The sequence below is a fragment of the Streptomyces mashuensis genome (assembly GCF_014654785.1).
GTDB classification, from domain to species: Bacteria; Actinomycetota; Actinomycetes; order Streptomycetales; family Streptomycetaceae; genus Streptomyces; species Streptomyces mashuensis.
This window is the reverse complement of the sequence record NZ_BNBD01000007.1, coordinates 59,945-75,582: the sequence shown is the minus strand read 5'-3', so window position 1 is coordinate 75,582 and position 15,638 is coordinate 59,945. Positions and strand designations below refer to the sequence as shown.

The window sequence follows — 15,638 nt, the reverse complement described above, 5'->3', positions numbered from 1 at the left end:
GCGCACCGGGCCGTCAGGCCGGCGGCGACCATCCGGCCGCCGCGAAGGCGGGTGCGTGGACGGCCGCGCCGGTGGACACCTCGCCGAGGGTGGTCAGCCCGCGCAGTACGCGCCGGTAGGGCTCGCTGAGTGCGGTGAGCACGTCGTGCAGGGGCTGTGGCACGGCCGCGATGCGCGGCAGGGCACGTTCCACGGTCGTGCTCCACTGCTGCCGGAGCCCTGGGGAACGGCCCTCGTCGGTGGTGATCGTGCCGCGGCAGCGGGGGCTGCGGCAGTGACAGGCCATGCTCCAGCCGTGGTCCTCGGCGAAGGTGGCGTAGTCGCAGGTCACCTCCTCGCCGGGGGCGATGTCCCGGACGGCCACCCCGAAGTCCAGGCCGAAGTCGAGGACGTTGGCCTCGCAGGAGTGGTTCATCAGGTAGGCGCCCAGGCAGGGCAGCAACAGGCTGCCGTCGGCCAGCAGGTGGCCGTACGTGTCGAGCGAGGCGAACCGGTCCTCGGGCAGGGCGGCCACCTCCTCCCGGGACCAGCGGGAGCACTTGGTGCAGGGCAGCCAGACGACCGTTCCGGCGGGCAGGGGCTCGGTGGCGAAGAGGCCGACGTTGTGCGTGCGGCTCGCCCTGATGTCGATTCCCTTGGTGAGCACGGTCTCAGGCCAGCTTCAGGAGGCCGGCGAGGACGCTCTCCAGTTCCTCGACCCGCTGGTGGGTGCCGCCCAGGATCAGGTAGCGCCACTTGCCGTCGGAGGAGAGGGTGTCGGCGGTGAGGACGACGCCCTCGTCGGCGCCCGGCCGGAAGTCGATGCCTTCCTTGCGGATCAGGCCGAGCCCCGTGGCGAAGTCCGGCTCGGCACCGCCCGGCCGGGTGTCGGCCAGCCACACCGCCCGTTCGGCCCGCTCCTCGCCGAGGAGTCTCCGGACGAGGAAGTCCAGGTAGGTGCAGCCGGTCTTGCGGACGTTGCTCTCGGTGGAGTACAGCACGCCGTCGGGGGTGATGCCGCCGTCGATGTCGAACGGGCCGCGGTAGCCGGCCGCGTGCAGGTGCTGCCCCAGGGCCAGGCCCGCGGCGACGAGTTCGTCGACGGCCGCGGAGCCGGCCACGAGCGGGGTGATCTGGCCGCTGAAGCTTCCGTTGGGCGTCCGCATCTCCCCGACGTGCAGCACCGCGGGCCCGTCCGCGCGGGACTCCATCTCGACGGTGACCACCCGCTCGAAGGTCAGGCGCTCCTCGACGACCCAGCCGGGAGGCTGTTCGGCGACCGTGGGCAAGTAGGCGGCGAGCCGGTCGTCGAGCCCCGCGAGGTCGGCCCGGTCGAGGAAGATCACACCGTAGCCGTTGGAGCCGCGGGCCGGTTTCACGACGGCGCCGTCGTGCTCGGAGAGAACGCGGCGCACCGCGGTCGCGAGCTCCTCGGGCGTGCCGCAGGTGTGGCCCTCGGCGATCCGGATGCCCAGGGCGCGGGCCGTCTCGCGGAAGCCGGGCTTGGTGTTGATGCGGTACGCGGCCTCGACGGCCTGCTCGGGTACGGTGCCCGACGGGTAGTCCTCCAGGGGGACGCCGAGTTCGGCTGCGAGGTCCAGCGCCGGGCGGTCCTGGGCGAAGGGGTGGAAGCGGATGCCGGGCCGGGCCTCGGTCTCGGTTCGCAGCCGGTCCGTGAGGCCGTTGCGGCGCACCGCCTCGGTGAGGGTGGCCAGGCCGTCGGTGGGTGCGTGGAGCAGGGTGACGTCGTCCGGGGAGAAGCCGAGCATCTCGCAGGCGTAGTCCCGCAGGGCGCCGGGCACGGCCCGGGGGGTCAGCAGGACGTCGCCGGGCCGGGTCAGCCAGATCTTGCGGGGGGAGACGGCCACCAGGGCGTCGGCGTGCCGGTGCACGGGGACGGTGACCATGAGTTCGTTGACGAAGTTGGCGAAGACGAGCAGGGGGTGGTCGCGGCGCATGGCGGGGGTTCCTCCGATCACGCGGCGGGCTTGACGCCGCCGAAGACGGCGTGCCCGGCCTTCATCCAGTACAGGTCGACCTCGGTGAACCCCGCCTCGCGCAGCCAGCCCAGCTGGTCGAGGACCGGGGAGGGCTTGTCCAGCTCGTCGGGGTACTCGTAGCAACTCCACTCGAGGGCGTGGAACTTGTCGTAGGCCTGGAGGCCGCCGGTGCCGGCGAGGCTCTGCTCCCGTACGGCGTCGTTCCACATGGCGCGGGCCAGGGCGACTCCGCGTGGGCCCGCCGGCTGGACGAGGTCGGCGATGACGAGGACGCCGCCGGGGCGCAGCATGGTGTGCACGTCGCGGTAGAGGGCGCGCTTTCCGTCCGCGTCCAGGTGGTGGACGGCCAGGGAGGAGACCACGGCGGCGGGGGCCACGGGGCGCTTCCGCCAGTCGTGGGCGGCCAGGTCGAACCGTTCGGTCCGGAAGCGGTCGCCGTGGCCGGCCAGGTCGCGGCGGGCCGTGTCGAGCATGGCGGGGCTGAGGTCCAGGCCGGTGACGGTGGCGGTGGGGAATGCGGCGAGGAGGGCCGCGCTCAGTTTTCCCTGCCCGCAGCACAGGTCCAGCATTTCCACGGGGGAATCGGGCGGCGGAATCATCGCGGTGACGACGTTCATCTGGGTCTGCCGCTCGGGGACGAAGTACTCGCCGAGTTCGATGAATTCGCTGGAATCCTGCTCGTGCCAATCCTGCTGCAGCGTCATGGGGGTCTCCCTGTCGTGATGGCAGAAAGGTTTCGGCGAAAGGCGTGCCGAGGCACACGGGGGCGGCGCCTCGTTCTAGTCCATCGCGGTTCTTCCGAGAAAGGACGTGACGGCCGACGCGACGGCGTGGGGTGCGTCCACGTGGCACATGTGGCCGGCCGCCGGTATCAGCACCGTGGTGCTGCCGGGCAGAAGAGCGGCCCAGGCGGAAAGGTGCGGGGGTCCGGCCAGGCCGTCGAGTTCTCCGGTGAGGGCCAGGACCGGGCAGGTGAGGTGGCGGACGGCCTCCCGGACGGTCCCGTCGAGTGCGGGGAATTCGGTCGTGTTGAAATGCCGTAGCGCGTCGGCGTTCGCCGGCCGGGTGGCGAGCCCGGCCCGCCAGGCGCGGGCCCGGCCGGTCAGCGGGCCCAGCCACAGCGGGGCGAGCCGGGCGAGGAGCCGGCCGAGGGCGGCGTCGTCCTCGGGCTCCGCGGGCGTGCGGTCCAGGAGGGCCAGCGCTTCGGCGACGGGTCCCTCGGCGGACCGTGCCCGGTGGCCGGCCGCGGCGATCCGGTCGGCCCGTTCGCCGCCGAAGGCGGGCGTGGCGAGCAGGACGAGGTGGCGCACCAGGCCGGGGCGGCGGGCGGCGGCCAGCAGCGCCACCAGGCCGCCGTGCGAGTGGCCCAGCAGGTCGGCCGGTTCCCCGTCGGCGTGCTGCTCCAGCCAGGTCACCAGGTCGTCGGTGTAGTCCCGCAGCGCGTAGCCGTCCGGGGCGGCCGGGCGCGGGGCGTCACCCGTGCCGCGGGGGTGCAGCAGCGCCACGGTCCGTCCGGGGAGGGCGGCCGTCAGCGGCTCCAGGTACGAGGGGTGCAGGCCGGGGCCGCCCGGGTGGCACACCAGCAGGGGACCGCTTCCGTACCGGGAGACGGCGGGACGTGAAGCCACTCACGCCTCCCGGGGGATCAGCAGCCGGGCGCATCCGGCCGAGACCAGGGTGAGGGCGGCGGCCACCGCGAAGGTGGTGCGCAGCGACACCGCGCCGGCCAGGAAGCCGCCCAGGGCGGTGCCCACCGGGAAGCCGATGAGGTTGACGCTGATGGACACGGTCATGATGCGGCCGAGCCAGCCGGGGTCGGTGCGGCGCTGGCGGAGGGAGAGGAGGCTGACGTTGACGGTCCCCTCCGCCATGCCGAAGACGGCCAGCCCGGCGCCGAGAGCGATCAGGGAGCCGAGGGCGCTCAGCGGGAAGACCGCGAGGGCGGCGACCACCGTGGCACCGGCCATGTAGCGGCGCTCGACCCCGGCGTGCAGCATCTTGCCCGCCAGGAGGGCGCCCAGCCCGCCGAAGAGGCCCGCGACCGACCACATGGCGCCGGCCAGCCGGCCGGCCGAGTCGCCGTCGGCGAACCAGCGCTCGACGGCGACCGGGACCACGACGATGAGCATCCCGTAGGCGACCTGGAACACCGAATAGGAGACGGCCAGGGCGCGCAGGGTGGCGTTGCGCGCCAGGTAGCGGATGCCGTCCCAGGCCGCCTGCAGCAGGTGCCGTTCGGTGCCGCCGCCGGGTGCGGCGGGGCGGCTGCCGCCGCGCAGCAGCGCGAGGCTGAATCCGGCCATGGCGTACATGGCGGCGATGGTCATCAGGGTGGGGTCGGGGCCGGCCGCGGCGAACAGCGCGCCGGCCGCCAGGGGGCCCGCCACCTCGATGACCGAGTACGTGCTGAGGTCGAGGGCGTTGGCCTTGTCGTAGGCGGCCTCGGGGACGAACTGCGGGAAGAGCGTGCGGATTCCGCCGTCCGTCAGCGGGCTCGTCAGCGAATAGAGCGCGAGGAGCAGGAAGAGCAGCGCGGGGGTCAGTACGCCGGAGAGGGAGGAAATCCCGATGGCGCCGATGCAGACGGCGCTTCCCACGCCGTCCAGGGCCACTGCCCGTACGGCGCCGAAACGGTCGAGAATCGCTCCCGCCACCGGGCTCACCACGAATCCGGGGAAGGTGAGGAAGAATCCGCTGAGTCCCGCGACGGCTGCCGAGTCGAACTGCGCAATGGCATAAAGAACGACGGCGAACAGCATCATGGCATGGCCCAGCCGGAACAGCGAGGCCGCCAGGAGAAGTTGCGGGACGTTGCGGGATGTCAGGACACTTCGATAGGAGACCGGCTGAGTCATGTACCTATCACTTCGCGTAGCTCCCCCGTGAACGTGGGACACCAACTGACCGCGCCGACAAGGATGTTGGCATATGTCGTCGATCTATGGAAGCCTCGATCGCGGTCAACTTCCTGCATGATGAAATGAAGGAGTGTTGTGGCCCGACGTATTGCTTCCCCGCCGCACCCGGGTGACCTGCGCGTCCTGTATCTCGGCCGGCAGCAGGAGGCCGTGGACGCGCTGACCCGGCTGGGTGCGGCAGTGACGTGTGTGATGCAGCCCACGGAGCGCGAGAAGGCGCTCCGGGAGGGGTTCGGCGGGGCCCTGGCGGTCGCCGGGGACCACACCTGCGTGGAGGACGTGCTGGGGGCGCTGGCCGATCTGGGCCTGGCACCGGAGGACTTCTCCCTGGTGTGCACCGAGGACGAGTTCGCCATCGTCACGGCGGCGGTGCTGGACGGCCGGGACGGCCCGGCCGTGGCCGCGGCCCTCGCCCTGCGGGACAAGGGGCTCCAGAAGCGGCTGGTCAGGGCCGCCGGCATCCCGACGGCCGACTGGGCGCGCTTCCCGGACCTGACGGCCGTGGCCGGCGCGGTGGAGCGGGGCGCGCTGCGCTTCCCCTTCGTCGTCAAGCCCCCGGCAGGCGCGGGGGCCCAGCACACCTGGGTGGTCGCCGGCCGGGAGGGCCCGGACGGCCTGGACGCCCTGCTGCGCCGCCCCGGCACACCGGCCGGCCCCTGGCTGGCCGAGGCGTTCGTCCCCGGCGAGGAGCTGCACGTCGACGGCGTGGTCCGGGACGGCCGGGTGCTGCTGGCCTCGGTCAGCCGCTACCTGCACAACGTCGTCGACGTGCACCGGGGCCGGCTGGTGGCGTCGGCGACGCTGGACGACGACGCCGAGCGCGACCTGATCCGCGCCGCGACCGACCTGACCGAGCGGTCCCTCGCCGCCCTCGGCCGCACCGACGGCGTCTTCCACCTGGAGGCGTTCCACCGGGACGGCGTCCTCACGTTCGGCGAGTGCGCGGGCCGGATCGGCGGCGGCCTGATCCTGGAGGCGGTGCGCCGGAAGCACGGCATCGACCTGTACCACGAGTGGGCGGCGGCCGTGCTCGGCCGTCCCTCGTCCGTCACCGGGGGCGGCCCCGGACCGGTCAAGGACTCCTTCGGCTGGGTGAACCTCGCGGCGCCCCCGGGCCGGATACGGGAGCTGCCGTCCCGGGAGGCCCTCGAAGCCCGTCCCGGTGTCGTCGAGGGCCAGCTGTGGGCGGCGCCGGGCGAGGTCGTGGGGGACCTGAGCCAGGGCTCCCACCTGCTCGTCGCCAAGGCCCTGGTGCAGGCGCCGAGCGAGGCCGCCGCCCGGTCCCAACTGCTCGATGTGGCCGCGTGGTTCGGCGAGGAGCTGCGCGTCGATCCCCTGGACGGCACGGCATGAGCACCCGGGGCACGGGGCGGCTCCTCACGCTCGCCGAGGCCGGGCGGTCCGCCTCGTGGGCCGCGTTGTGCGACTCCGACGACCTGTTCTGCACCGCGCCGTGGCTCGCCGTCGAGCGCGACGCCGTCGGGCCCTGGGTTCCCGCCCGCAGCGCCTGCCTGGTCCGTACGGACGGCGACCACGTGGTTGCCGGTGTCACCCTCCAGCAGTTCGACCGGGCGGTCGGCGACGAGACGTGCCGCGTCGACAAGATGGTGCGCTCCCTCACCGGATGCGACGACACCCTGGGCGCGGAGCTGGAGGCGGCCCTGCTGCCGTCACTGATGTGCGGCGGCTGGTTCAACTCCACCGTCCTGACCCCGCCCGGCCTCCCTGGCCCGGCGGCCGGCGCGGCACGCCGCGCCGCGATCGCGGAGGCGGTCGCCACCGCCAGGTCCTGGGGCAGCCCATCGGTCTGTTTCCCGTACGTCGACGGTGCGGACGCCGGGCTGCGCGCGGCCCTGCGGGACGCGGGTTTCCGCGAGCTCCCCGCGCCGGCACGCCACGTGCTGGACTGCGACCACCCGTCGTACGACGCCTATCTGGCGACGCTGCCGTCACGGCGCAGGGTGCGCATGCGCAAGGAGTGGCGGCAGTTCCAGGAGGCGGGCGTGGTCACGGACCAGGTGCCCCTGGAGGGCGCGACGGTGGAGCGGGCGGCGGCGCTCGCCCACCGGCTCGACCAGAAGTACGGCGAGAGCTCGACGGCCGGCCAGCTCACGGAGTGGTTCGCGGCCATCGCCCGGCACGTCCCGGCGACGGTGTTCACCGCGTCCCTGGAGGGCCGGGTGTTCGCCATGACCCTGTGGCTGCACTGCGGCGAGCGGCTCTACGGCTTCCACGCCGGGTTCGACTACGAGGTGGGACGCGGCCTGCCCATGTACTCGGTGGTCGGCTACCACCTGCCGATCGCGTACGGCTGCGCGCATCCGGGGGTGAAGGTGCTGGAGTACGGCATCAGTGCCGACGAGGCCAAACTCCTCCGCGGGACCCGGGCCCTGCCCCAGACCCTCGCGCTGCTCCCTCTCACCCCGCGCGCGGAGGCCGTCCTGACGAAGCTGGAGGACCGGCTGCCGTCACCCGCGTAGGGCCGTCCGTACGGTGCGGGGGCGGCACCCCCGCACCGTACGTCCTCAATGCCGCTCCGCCACCGCGTCCCCCACCGCCCCCGCACCGTCCGCCGGAGCGGGGGCCTTCCGCCTGGCCGGCGGGGGCGGGAGGAGGAGTTCGCCGGCGAGGACGACCACGGAGGCGGCTGTGAGCAGGCCGCCGACGAGGAACGCGCCCCGGACCTCCAGGGCGGGCAGGATGACGCCGCCGAGCAGGGCGCCGGCGGCGACGCCGACGTTGAAGGCGGCGGAGTTGGCGGCGAGCGCGACCTCGGTGCGGCTGGGCGCGACGGTCAGCATGCGGGTCTGGCTGGCCATGAAGACGGGTGCGGCGGAGACGCCCAGGAGCGCGAGCATCGCGATGGTCACGGCCTGGTTGCCGCCGCCCCAGGCGAGGCCGAGGAGGGCGACGCCCTGGAGGGCGACGGGAAGGGCGAGGGTGGCCCGGGGGTGGCGGTCCACGAAGGGGCCGGTCAGGCTCACGCCCGCCACGCCCGCGAGGCCGAAGACCATCAGCATCACGCTCACCACGTCGTCGGAGAAGCCGCTGACGTCGTTGAGGAACTCCACGATGTAGGTGAAGCCGGTGAACATGCCGGTGACCGACAGCGCCGTGACGGACAGCACGATGAAGAAGCGGCGCACGTCCGGCGCCGAGCCGAACGCCCCGTGGCCCTCCTCGGGGCGCGTGGTGGGCAGCAGGGTGGCGATGGCGACGAGCGCGAAGAGGCCGAAGCCGCTCAGCACCAGGAAGGGCACCCGCCAGCCGTGCTGCTGGCCCAGCCACGTCCCCGCCGGCACGCCCAGCACCGTGGCGAGCGACCCGCCCACGGACATGGCGGCGACGACCCGCCCCCGGACCTCCTGCGAGAACAGGCCCACCGCGACGGGCGCCTGGACGGCCCAGAACAGCGCCTGGCAGAGCGCGGTCGCCACGCGGGCGCCGAGCAGCAGCCCGTAGGACGAGCCGGCGACGGAGACCCAGGTGGCCACGCACAGCACCGCCAGCAGCCCGGAGAGGACGTAGCGGCGCGGGATGCGCCGCGTCATGTGGGCGAGCGGCACGGAGACGACGGCGACGGTCAGGCCGTAGCCGGTGACGAGGTAGCCGACGGAGGACAGCGAGACGTCCAGGTCGGAGGAGATGAGCTTGAGAAGCCCGATGGGCAGGTTCTCGGTGGTGTTGAAGGCGAAGGCGGAGAGGATGAGCCCCGCAACGATGGTGATCCTGCGCCAGGTGCCGGAACGCGTCAACGCCTTCCGCCTCTCGTGAACGGTCGGACGGTCGGAGGAATCGGCCGGGGAACCCCGCTCGCCCTCCGGACGGTGAACTCCCCGGAATATACGCGGCGTTCGATCTTCACAGTAGGGGTCTGATCGATCTCGGCTTGATCACACCGCCGCACGTCCGCCATACGCCCGCCACGCGTCCGGTTCGCCCGTATTTCACGCGTTGATTCTGTGGCCAGTGAGTTGAACAGTCGTCCCTTGACACGTCCTGCGACCCGAGGGAAGTATCACGGCGTTCGCATGTTCGAGACGCACGCCACCACCCGCGACGCCCCTCTCTCTTTCCTCCTCCACGACCGCGCCATTTCCTCCCACCGGGCGCGGAGCGCGAATCCGGCGAGCCCCCGCTACCCATTCCCGGCCGGGCTCCTGCCGGAATCGGTTTCTCCGGATCGGAAGGACGAACATTGCCCGAGTTCGATGCCCCGGAATGGCCCCTGCTTTCCGCGCAGTTGACCACCTGGCTGGCCCGTTCCGGCGACCCGGCCGCCCCCTCCTTCTCCATCAGCGACTGCCTGGACATCCACGGCCCGGTGGACCCCTCCCTCATGGACGCCGCCCACGAGCGTGTCCTGCAGGAGGCCGAGGCGCTCCGCCTGTGCCTGGTGGAGACCGACGACGGCTACCGTCAGCACCTCGCGCCCGTCACGCAATTCCCCCTTGTCCACCTGGACTTCGGCGACCGGCCCGACCCCCGGGCCGCCGCCGACGCCTGGGTCCGCGCGGACATGGAACGGCCCGCCGACCCCGCACGCCTGTGCACGACCGCGCTGATCAGGACGGCACCCGACCGGTACGTCCTCTACCGCCGGGTCCACCACGCCGTCCTCGACGGCTGGAGCCTCGCCCTGGTCCACAACCGCACCGCGGCGGTCTACACGGCCCTGGCGGAGGGACGCCCCTGCGACGACGGCGCGCTGCCGCCGTTCCGGCTGCTCCTGGAGAGCGAGGAGCAGTACACGCAGTCGAAACGTTTCGCGGCCGACCGCGCGTACTGGCGGGAGAAGTTCCCCACGGCGCCCGAGCCCGTTCAACTGTCCGGACGGTGGTCGACGACCGGCCGTCCCGCCCACCGCCGCCGCACCGAGCTCGGCGCGGACCGGCTGGCGCGCCTGCGCAAGGCCGCCGAACAGCTCGGCGTCGGCTGGTCCGACCTGGCCACCGCCGCCGTGGCCGGCTACGTGGGCCGGATGACGGGCGCCTCCGAGGTCGTCCTCAGCATCCCCGCACCCGCCCGGCTCACCCCGCAGGTGCGCGGCGTCCCCGGCATGACGACCAACGGCGTGCCGGTCCGCGTCCCCGTCGGGCCGGGCACGACCCTGGCCGGCCTCGCCCGGCACGTCGCCGGCGAGCTGCGCCAGGCCCACCTGCACGCCCGCTACCCCGCCACCGAGCTGGCCCGCGAGCTGGGCCTGACCGGTACCGGGCGCCGCCTGCACGGCCAGGTGGTCAACGTCATGGCCTTCGACTACGCCCTCGACTTCGCCGGCTCCCCCGCCACCGTCCGCACCGTCTCCCTCTCCCCCGCCGACGACATCGCCGTCACCTTCTACCGGACGTCCGGCGACGCCGACGCCATGGAGCTCCTCCTCGACGCCCACCCGGACCTGTACGGCCCGGAGGAGACCGGGGCCCACCTGGCACGGCTGCTGCGCTTCACCGACGCCCTGGCCGACGCCGTCACCGGGGCGGCCGGCCCGGAGACCCCGCTCGACGACGTGCCCCTCGTCGGCCCCGAGGAACGGGAGCAGTTGCTGGCCTGGGGCGCCGGGCCCGTCCACGACATCCCCGCCACCACCATGCACGGGCTCGTCGAGTCCTGGGCCGCCCGCACGCCGCAGGCACCGGCCGTCGAGTTCGAGGACACGGTGCTGAGCTTCGCCGAGCTCGACGAGCGGGCCAACCGGCTGGCCCGGCACCTGCTGGCGCAGGGCGTACGGCCGGGCGGCATCGTCGCCTTCGCGCTGCCCCGCTCGCCGGAGCTGCACGTCGCGGCCCTGGGCGTGCTCAAGACGGGCGCCGCCTTCCTGCCGCTCGACCCGTCGTACCCGCTCTCGCGGCTGGCCTTCATGGTCTCCGACGCCGCGCCGGAGCTGGTCCTGCTGCACTCCGCCACCGCCTCCCTGGAGGACGAGCTCGGCGTACGGTGCCTCGTCCTGGACCACGCCGAGGCCGGCGAGGCCCTGGCCGGGCTGCCCGGCGGGCCCCTCACCGACGAGGAGCGCGGCGGCCCCTGCGACCCGGGCGCACCCGCGTACGTCATCTACACCTCCGGCTCGACCGGCGTGCCCAAGGGCGTCGTGGTGCGGCACTCGGGCGTCGTCAACCTCACGGCGGCCATGGTCGACCGGCTCGGTTCGGGGCCCGGGACGCGTACGCTCCAGTTCGCCTCGTCCAGCTTCGACGCCTTCGTCGGCGAGATGACGCAGTGCGTCCTCAACGGCGGCACGGCGGTGTCCGCCCCCGCCGAGCGCCTCGTGCCCGGCCCAGAACTGCTGCGCCTCGTCAAGGAGAAGCAGGTCAACGACCTGGTGCTGCCGCCGTCGGTGCTCGCGGTCCTGTCGCCCGAGGAATGGCCGGCGGGTACGACGATCTCGGCGGTGGGCGAGGCGAGTTCGCCGACGGTCATCGAGCGCTGGGCGCCGGTGTGCCGACTGATCAACGGCTACGGGCCCACCGAGGCCACCGTCTCCACCGCCATGAGCACCGCCCTCTCCCCCGCCCAGGCGGCGGCCCCGCCCATCGGCAGACCGCTGCGGAACGTCCGGGCGTACGTCCTCGACCCGCAGCGGCGCCTGGTGCCGGCCGGCGCGGTCGGCGAGCTGTACGTGGGCGGCGCCGGCGTCACCCCGGGCTACCTGGGGCGCGCGGAGCTGACCGCGGAACGGTTCGTCGAGGACCCGTTCGGGGCGCCGGGCGACCGGATGTACCGCACCGGCGACCTGGTGCGCTGGACCGCGGACGGCGAGCTGACGTTCGTCGGGCGCAACGACGACCAGGTGAAGATCCGGGGCTTCCGGATCGAGCTGGGCGAGGTGGAGGCGGCCCTGTCGCGCTCCCCCGGCGTCGCCAGGGCGGCGGCGACGGTCCGCGAGGACCGGCCGGGCGACAAGCAGCTGGTCGGCTACGTCGTGCCCGAGGAGGGCGCGCGGCTCGTTCCCGAGCGGCTGCGCTCACGGCTCGCCGCCGGGCTGCCGGCGCACTTCGTGCCCGGCCTGATCGTCGTCGTCGACGACCTGCCGCGGACGGGCAGCGGCAAGCTCGACCGCAAGGCCCTGCCCGCGCCCACGCCCACCGCCACGGCGGGCGGCCGGCCGCCGGCCACCGAACTGGAACGCGAGCTGGCCGGGCTGTTCGCCACGATCCTCGGGATCGCCGAGCCGGGCGCCGACGACAGCTTCTTCGACCTGGGCGGCCATTCGCTGTCGGCGACCCGGCTGCTCGGCCGGATCCGCAAGCGGACCGGGGTGCGGATCACCGTCGGCGAGCTCTTCGCCACCCCCACGCCGGCGGGCCTCGCGGGGCGCGTCGAGGCCGCCCTCGCCCGGTCATGAGAACGGCAGAGGAGAAGAGAGGACACGATGGAATCCCCTTCGGGTGAGGGGACCCGGCACGCGCCGGAGCCGGTCGCGGCGGCAGCGGAGCTCCGTGCCTCGCTGAAGCACCTGAGAACCGGCATCCGCGGCAGGGTCTTCGCCACCAAACTCGTCGTGTGCGCGCTGATCACCGTCACCGGTGGCGTGCTGGCGGCCCAGGACGCGCTGTCGGTGCGGATCGCGGGCGTGGTGCTCCTCGGCTGCATGTACGCGCACGCCGCGGAGCTCCAGCACGAGACGCTGCACAACCTGGCGTTCCGCAGCCGCCGGGCCAATACCGTGGCGGGCACGGTGCTGGGCATGCCGATGCTCATCTCGTTCGCCGCCTACCGCACGTCCCACCTGCGCCACCACCGCTATCTGGGCACGCCGCTGAACCGGGAGTTCTTCGACTACGGCGACCAGTACGGGGCGGGGCAGCGCTCACGGACCGCGGCGGCGCTGGACTGGGTCACCAGGTTCACCATGTTCCACCACTACGGTCTCTTCCTCGCCAGCACCGTCCGCGCCCTGCGCGGGCAGGACTTCGCCGGCGAGACCGCCACCGTCTCGCGCCGCATCCGGCGCGACCACCTCCTCATGCTGGCGGCCGTCCTCGCGCTCACCGCGCTCTCCCTGGCGCTGGGCAGCACGCTGGTGCTGTGGGTGTGGGTGCTCCCGCTGGTGCTGGTGGCGGCCCCGGTGCACGCGCTCGTGGAGCTGCCCGAGCACCACCGCTGCGAGACCCTCAACGAGGACCCCTTCCGCAACACCCGCACCATCCGCTCCAACCGGCTGATGACGTGGTTCACCAATGGCAACAACTACCACGTCGAACACCACGTGATGCCCAACCTGCCCATCGAGCGGCTGCCCGACCTGCACGCCGAGATCCGGGACCGGCTGCACTTCTACCACCCCGGCTACGTCGACTACTTCCGCAAGCTGGTCGCCAAGTGAGCCAGATGAGCCAGGTGAGCCACGTGACCCGAAGGGACGGCAAGCGATGACGAGCACAGTCCAGTTCCGCGTCGCCCGGACGCCCGCCGAGCGGGCCGACGTGCTGCGGCTGCGCGACGCCGTGTACGTCCGGGACCAGGGACGGCTGGCGGACGCCGCCGACACGGCGGCGACCTTCGACCGCTTCGACCCGCACGCCGACTACGTCCTGGCCTACGCCGGCGACGAGGCGATCGGCACCGTCAAGGTCGTCCCCGACTCGGACGCCGGGCTGCCCTGCGAGGACATGGTGGACCTCGGGCCGCTGCGCACCGCCGGCAACCGGCTGACCGAGTTCGGGCACCTCATGACGCTGCCCGAGGTGCGCGGCCGCAAGGTGGGCATGGCGCTGATGCGGGAGGCGCTGGTGCACAGCGTGTCCGTGCACGGCGCGACCCACGTCCTCGGCGACTTCTTCGCCGACGAGGAGGCCGGCGGCCTGCGCGGCTTCTACCTGGAGATCGGCTTCACGGCCGTGCAGGAGCCCTACCGGGACACCCGCTTCCAGGGGGCGCCGCTGAGCGTGGTGGGGGTGCTGGACGTCCGTGCGGCCGCCGCCCGCGCCCGCACCGCGGCGGGCGCGGACGTCCCGCTGCTCCAGTACTTCTTCCACGACTACGCCGCATACGCAGACCGGACGGCGGTCCAGGCGAAGGGACACGAGGTTGCGCACGCTCCGTCAGGAACTCGCTGAGTCCAAGGCCCTGCACAACCACCCGACGTACTCCAAGATGGCGTTCGTCATGGGCTGCGGCGTGCAGGGCGCGGGGTCGGGCAGCCACGTGGTGGACGACCGGGGCCGCGCCTTCCTGGCCCTCTTCGACCAGTACGGCAACCAGTCGTTCGGCTACTCCAACCCCCGCATCACGGCGGCGATCCGCGAGCAGCTCGACTCCGGCGTCCTCAACAGCACCAAGATCATGTTCGAGGAGGTGCAGATCCGGCTCACCGCCCGGCTCGCCGGACTCACCGGCGGCCGGCTGCCCTTCGCCTACCTGGCGAACGGCGGCGGCGAGACCATCGACAACGCCCTCAAGCTCGCCCGGGCCACCACCGGCCGCCCCAAGTTCATCAGCGCCCGCGGCTGCTTCCACGGCAAGACCTTCGCCACGCTCAGCGCCTCGGCGCGCCCCGAGCACGTGGCGCGGTTCGGGCCGATGCTGGACCGCTTCGAGCTGGTCGACTTCGGCGACGTGGCGCAGCTGGCCGCCGCGATCGACGAGGACACCGCCGCGGTCCTGCTGGAGCCCGTGCAGGCGGAGGCCGGGGTGATCGTGCCGGACCCCGGGTACCTGCGGGAGGTGCGGCGGCTGTGCGACGAGCACGGGGCGCTGCTGATCCTCGACGAGATGCAGACGGCCTTCGGCCGGTGCGGCACCTTCTTCGCCCACGAGCACTTCGGCGTCACCCCGGACATCATCTGCATCGGCAAGGCGTTCGGCGGCGGCATGCTGCCGATCTCCGCGGTGCTGGGCACCGAGCAGGTGTGGGAGACGCTGCGGGTGCTGCCCTCCACGTTCGGGTCCAGCCTCGGCGGCAACCCGCTGTCGTGCCGGGTCGGCCTGGAGTCGGTGGCCATCGCGTCCGACCCCGCCTTCCTGGCCGGCGTACGGGCCAGGGCCGGCGTCATCGGGGCCCGGCTCGCGCGGACGGCCGAGCGCTTCCCGGGCCTGGTCGCCGCCCACCGCGGCCTGGGCATGATGCACGGCCTGGAGTTCCGTGACGACGCCACCGCCGGGCTGGTGCTGGGCGGGCTGCTGGCGGCGGGCGTGACGTCCACGTACTCCCTCTACAACACCCGGGTCCTGCGCGTGCAGCCGCCCATGGTGATCGAGGAGAAGGACCTCGAACACGGCCTGGACGTCCTCGACGAGGTCCTGGCAGGGGCCGCGCGGGCCGGTCACGACCGGCCCGGCGCCGAGGTCCTGTCGCCCGTGCACCGCACCGTACGGCTGTCGCGGCCGCCGGAGGCCGTACGGGAGCTGCTGCGCACCCGCCCGCACCTCCTGGACCCCTTCGCCGAGGACCCGGGGGCGGAGACCGCGGAGCCGGCCGGGCCGGACGAACTGGTCGAGCCGTCGTTCCGGGGGACGCTGGGCCACGACGTCGTGGTCTGGGCCGACCGGGTGCGGCAGTTGCCGGACGGCGTCGGGCTGCGGGCCGAGCCCTGCTGGCTGTGGGCGTCGCTGGAGCGCACGGTCACCGTGCGGCCGGCGGCGGACGGGGCGGGCAGCGAGCTGACGGTCACCGTCGCCTGGGACACCGGCAGCGGCGGCTACGAGCCGATGCTCGGCGGGCGGATCGGCCACTTCGTGACGGAACGGCTCGGCGAGCTGGTCACGGCCCTGGAAGCGACACCGGAACGACCGGAATGAG

General features: G+C 73.3%; 12 protein-coding genes. 6 read left to right on the top strand and 6 right to left on the bottom strand.

The features are described from left to right. Positions 1-13 precede the first annotated feature (13 nt). The 5 genes from IE305_RS18620 to IE305_RS18600 all read right to left on the bottom strand — a co-directional run bounded on the left by IE305_RS18620 (position 14) and on the right by IE305_RS18600 (position 4,834). Positions 14-646, bottom strand: a complete 633-nt coding sequence (locus IE305_RS18620; RefSeq protein ID WP_190130777.1) for an SET domain-containing protein — start codon at positions 644-646, stop codon at positions 14-16. A gap of 4 nt (positions 647-650) precedes the next feature. Next, positions 651-1,937: a preATP grasp domain-containing protein gene (locus IE305_RS18615; RefSeq protein ID WP_190130776.1), complete on the bottom strand. Its 1,287-nt coding sequence runs from the start codon at positions 1,935-1,937 to the stop codon at positions 651-653. A gap of 17 nt (positions 1,938-1,954) precedes the next feature. Further along, complete coding sequence (locus IE305_RS18610) at positions 1,955-2,683, bottom strand: class I SAM-dependent methyltransferase (RefSeq protein ID WP_190130775.1); 729 nt, start codon at positions 2,681-2,683, stop codon at positions 1,955-1,957. Between the two features lie 75 nt (positions 2,684-2,758). Further along, a complete protein-coding gene (locus tag IE305_RS18605; protein WP_190130774.1) occupies positions 2,759-3,607 on the bottom strand; it encodes an alpha/beta fold hydrolase in 849 nt (282 codons plus the stop codon). Beyond that, entirely contained in the window at positions 3,608-4,834 is a 1,227-nt protein-coding gene (locus tag IE305_RS18600; protein WP_190130773.1) for an MFS transporter, read from the bottom strand. Between the two features lie 138 nt (positions 4,835-4,972). On the opposite strand from IE305_RS18600, the gene IE305_RS18595 reads away from it, so the two are divergent. Both IE305_RS18595 and IE305_RS18590 read left to right on the top strand, forming a co-directional pair. Beyond that, on the top strand, positions 4,973-6,250 hold the full coding sequence (locus IE305_RS18595) for an ATP-grasp domain-containing protein (protein WP_190130772.1): 1,278 nt from the start codon (positions 4,973-4,975) through the stop codon (positions 6,248-6,250). Continuing rightward, positions 6,247-7,377, top strand: coding sequence for a GNAT family N-acetyltransferase (locus tag IE305_RS18590; RefSeq protein ID WP_190130771.1), 1,131 nt, complete (start codon positions 6,247-6,249; stop codon positions 7,375-7,377). Before IE305_RS18595 ends, IE305_RS18590 begins: the two co-directional genes overlap by 4 nt. Positions 7,378-7,422: 45 nt before the next feature. On the opposite strand, the gene IE305_RS18585 is transcribed toward IE305_RS18590, so the two are convergent. Beyond that, on the bottom strand, positions 7,423-8,652 hold the full coding sequence (locus IE305_RS18585; protein WP_229891163.1) for an MFS transporter: 1,230 nt from the start codon (positions 8,650-8,652) through the stop codon (positions 7,423-7,425). 443 nt (positions 8,653-9,095) lie between these two features. Between IE305_RS18585 and IE305_RS18580 the strand changes: the two genes are divergently transcribed. Genes IE305_RS18580 through IE305_RS18565 form a run of 4 tightly spaced genes read left to right on the top strand, consistent with a single transcriptional unit; the run spans position 9,096 to position 15,637 of the window. Then, positions 9,096-12,242, top strand: a complete 3,147-nt coding sequence (locus tag IE305_RS18580; protein ID WP_190130770.1) for a non-ribosomal peptide synthetase — start codon at positions 9,096-9,098, stop codon at positions 12,240-12,242. Positions 12,243-12,269: 27 nt separating this feature from the next. Next, positions 12,270-13,223: a fatty acid desaturase family protein gene (locus tag IE305_RS18575; RefSeq protein ID WP_190130769.1), complete on the top strand. Its 954-nt coding sequence runs from the start codon at positions 12,270-12,272 to the stop codon at positions 13,221-13,223. A gap of 46 nt (positions 13,224-13,269) precedes the next feature. Continuing rightward, positions 13,270-13,956 carry a GNAT family N-acetyltransferase gene (locus IE305_RS18570; protein ID WP_190130768.1) on the top strand — a complete coding sequence of 229 codons (687 nt, stop codon included), beginning with the start codon at positions 13,270-13,272 and terminating at the stop codon, positions 13,954-13,956. Continuing rightward, entirely contained in the window at positions 13,928-15,637 is a 1,710-nt protein-coding gene (locus IE305_RS18565; RefSeq protein WP_190130767.1) for an aspartate aminotransferase family protein, read from the top strand. The genes IE305_RS18570 and IE305_RS18565 overlap by 29 nt, the downstream gene beginning before the upstream one ends. Position 15,638 lies beyond the last annotated feature (1 nt).

Excerpts from the sequence above, each read along its gene's own strand:
- IE305_RS18615 (WP_190130776.1), bottom strand. The coding sequence starts at position 1,937 with ATGCGCCGCGACCACCCCCTGCTCGTCTTCGCCAACTTCGTCAACGAA.
- IE305_RS18610 (WP_190130775.1), bottom strand. The coding sequence starts at position 2,683 with ATGACGCTGCAGCAGGATTGGCACGAGCAGGATTCCAGCGAATTCATC.
- IE305_RS18600 (WP_190130773.1), bottom strand. The coding sequence starts at position 4,834 with ATGACTCAGCCGGTCTCCTATCGAAGTGTCCTGACATCCCGCAACGTC.
- IE305_RS18590 (WP_190130771.1), top strand. The coding sequence starts at position 6,247 with ATGAGCACCCGGGGCACGGGGCGGCTCCTCACGCTCGCCGAGGCCGGG.
- IE305_RS18575 (WP_190130769.1), top strand. The coding sequence starts at position 12,270 with ATGGAATCCCCTTCGGGTGAGGGGACCCGGCACGCGCCGGAGCCGGTC.
- IE305_RS18570 (WP_190130768.1), top strand. The coding sequence starts at position 13,270 with ATGACGAGCACAGTCCAGTTCCGCGTCGCCCGGACGCCCGCCGAGCGG.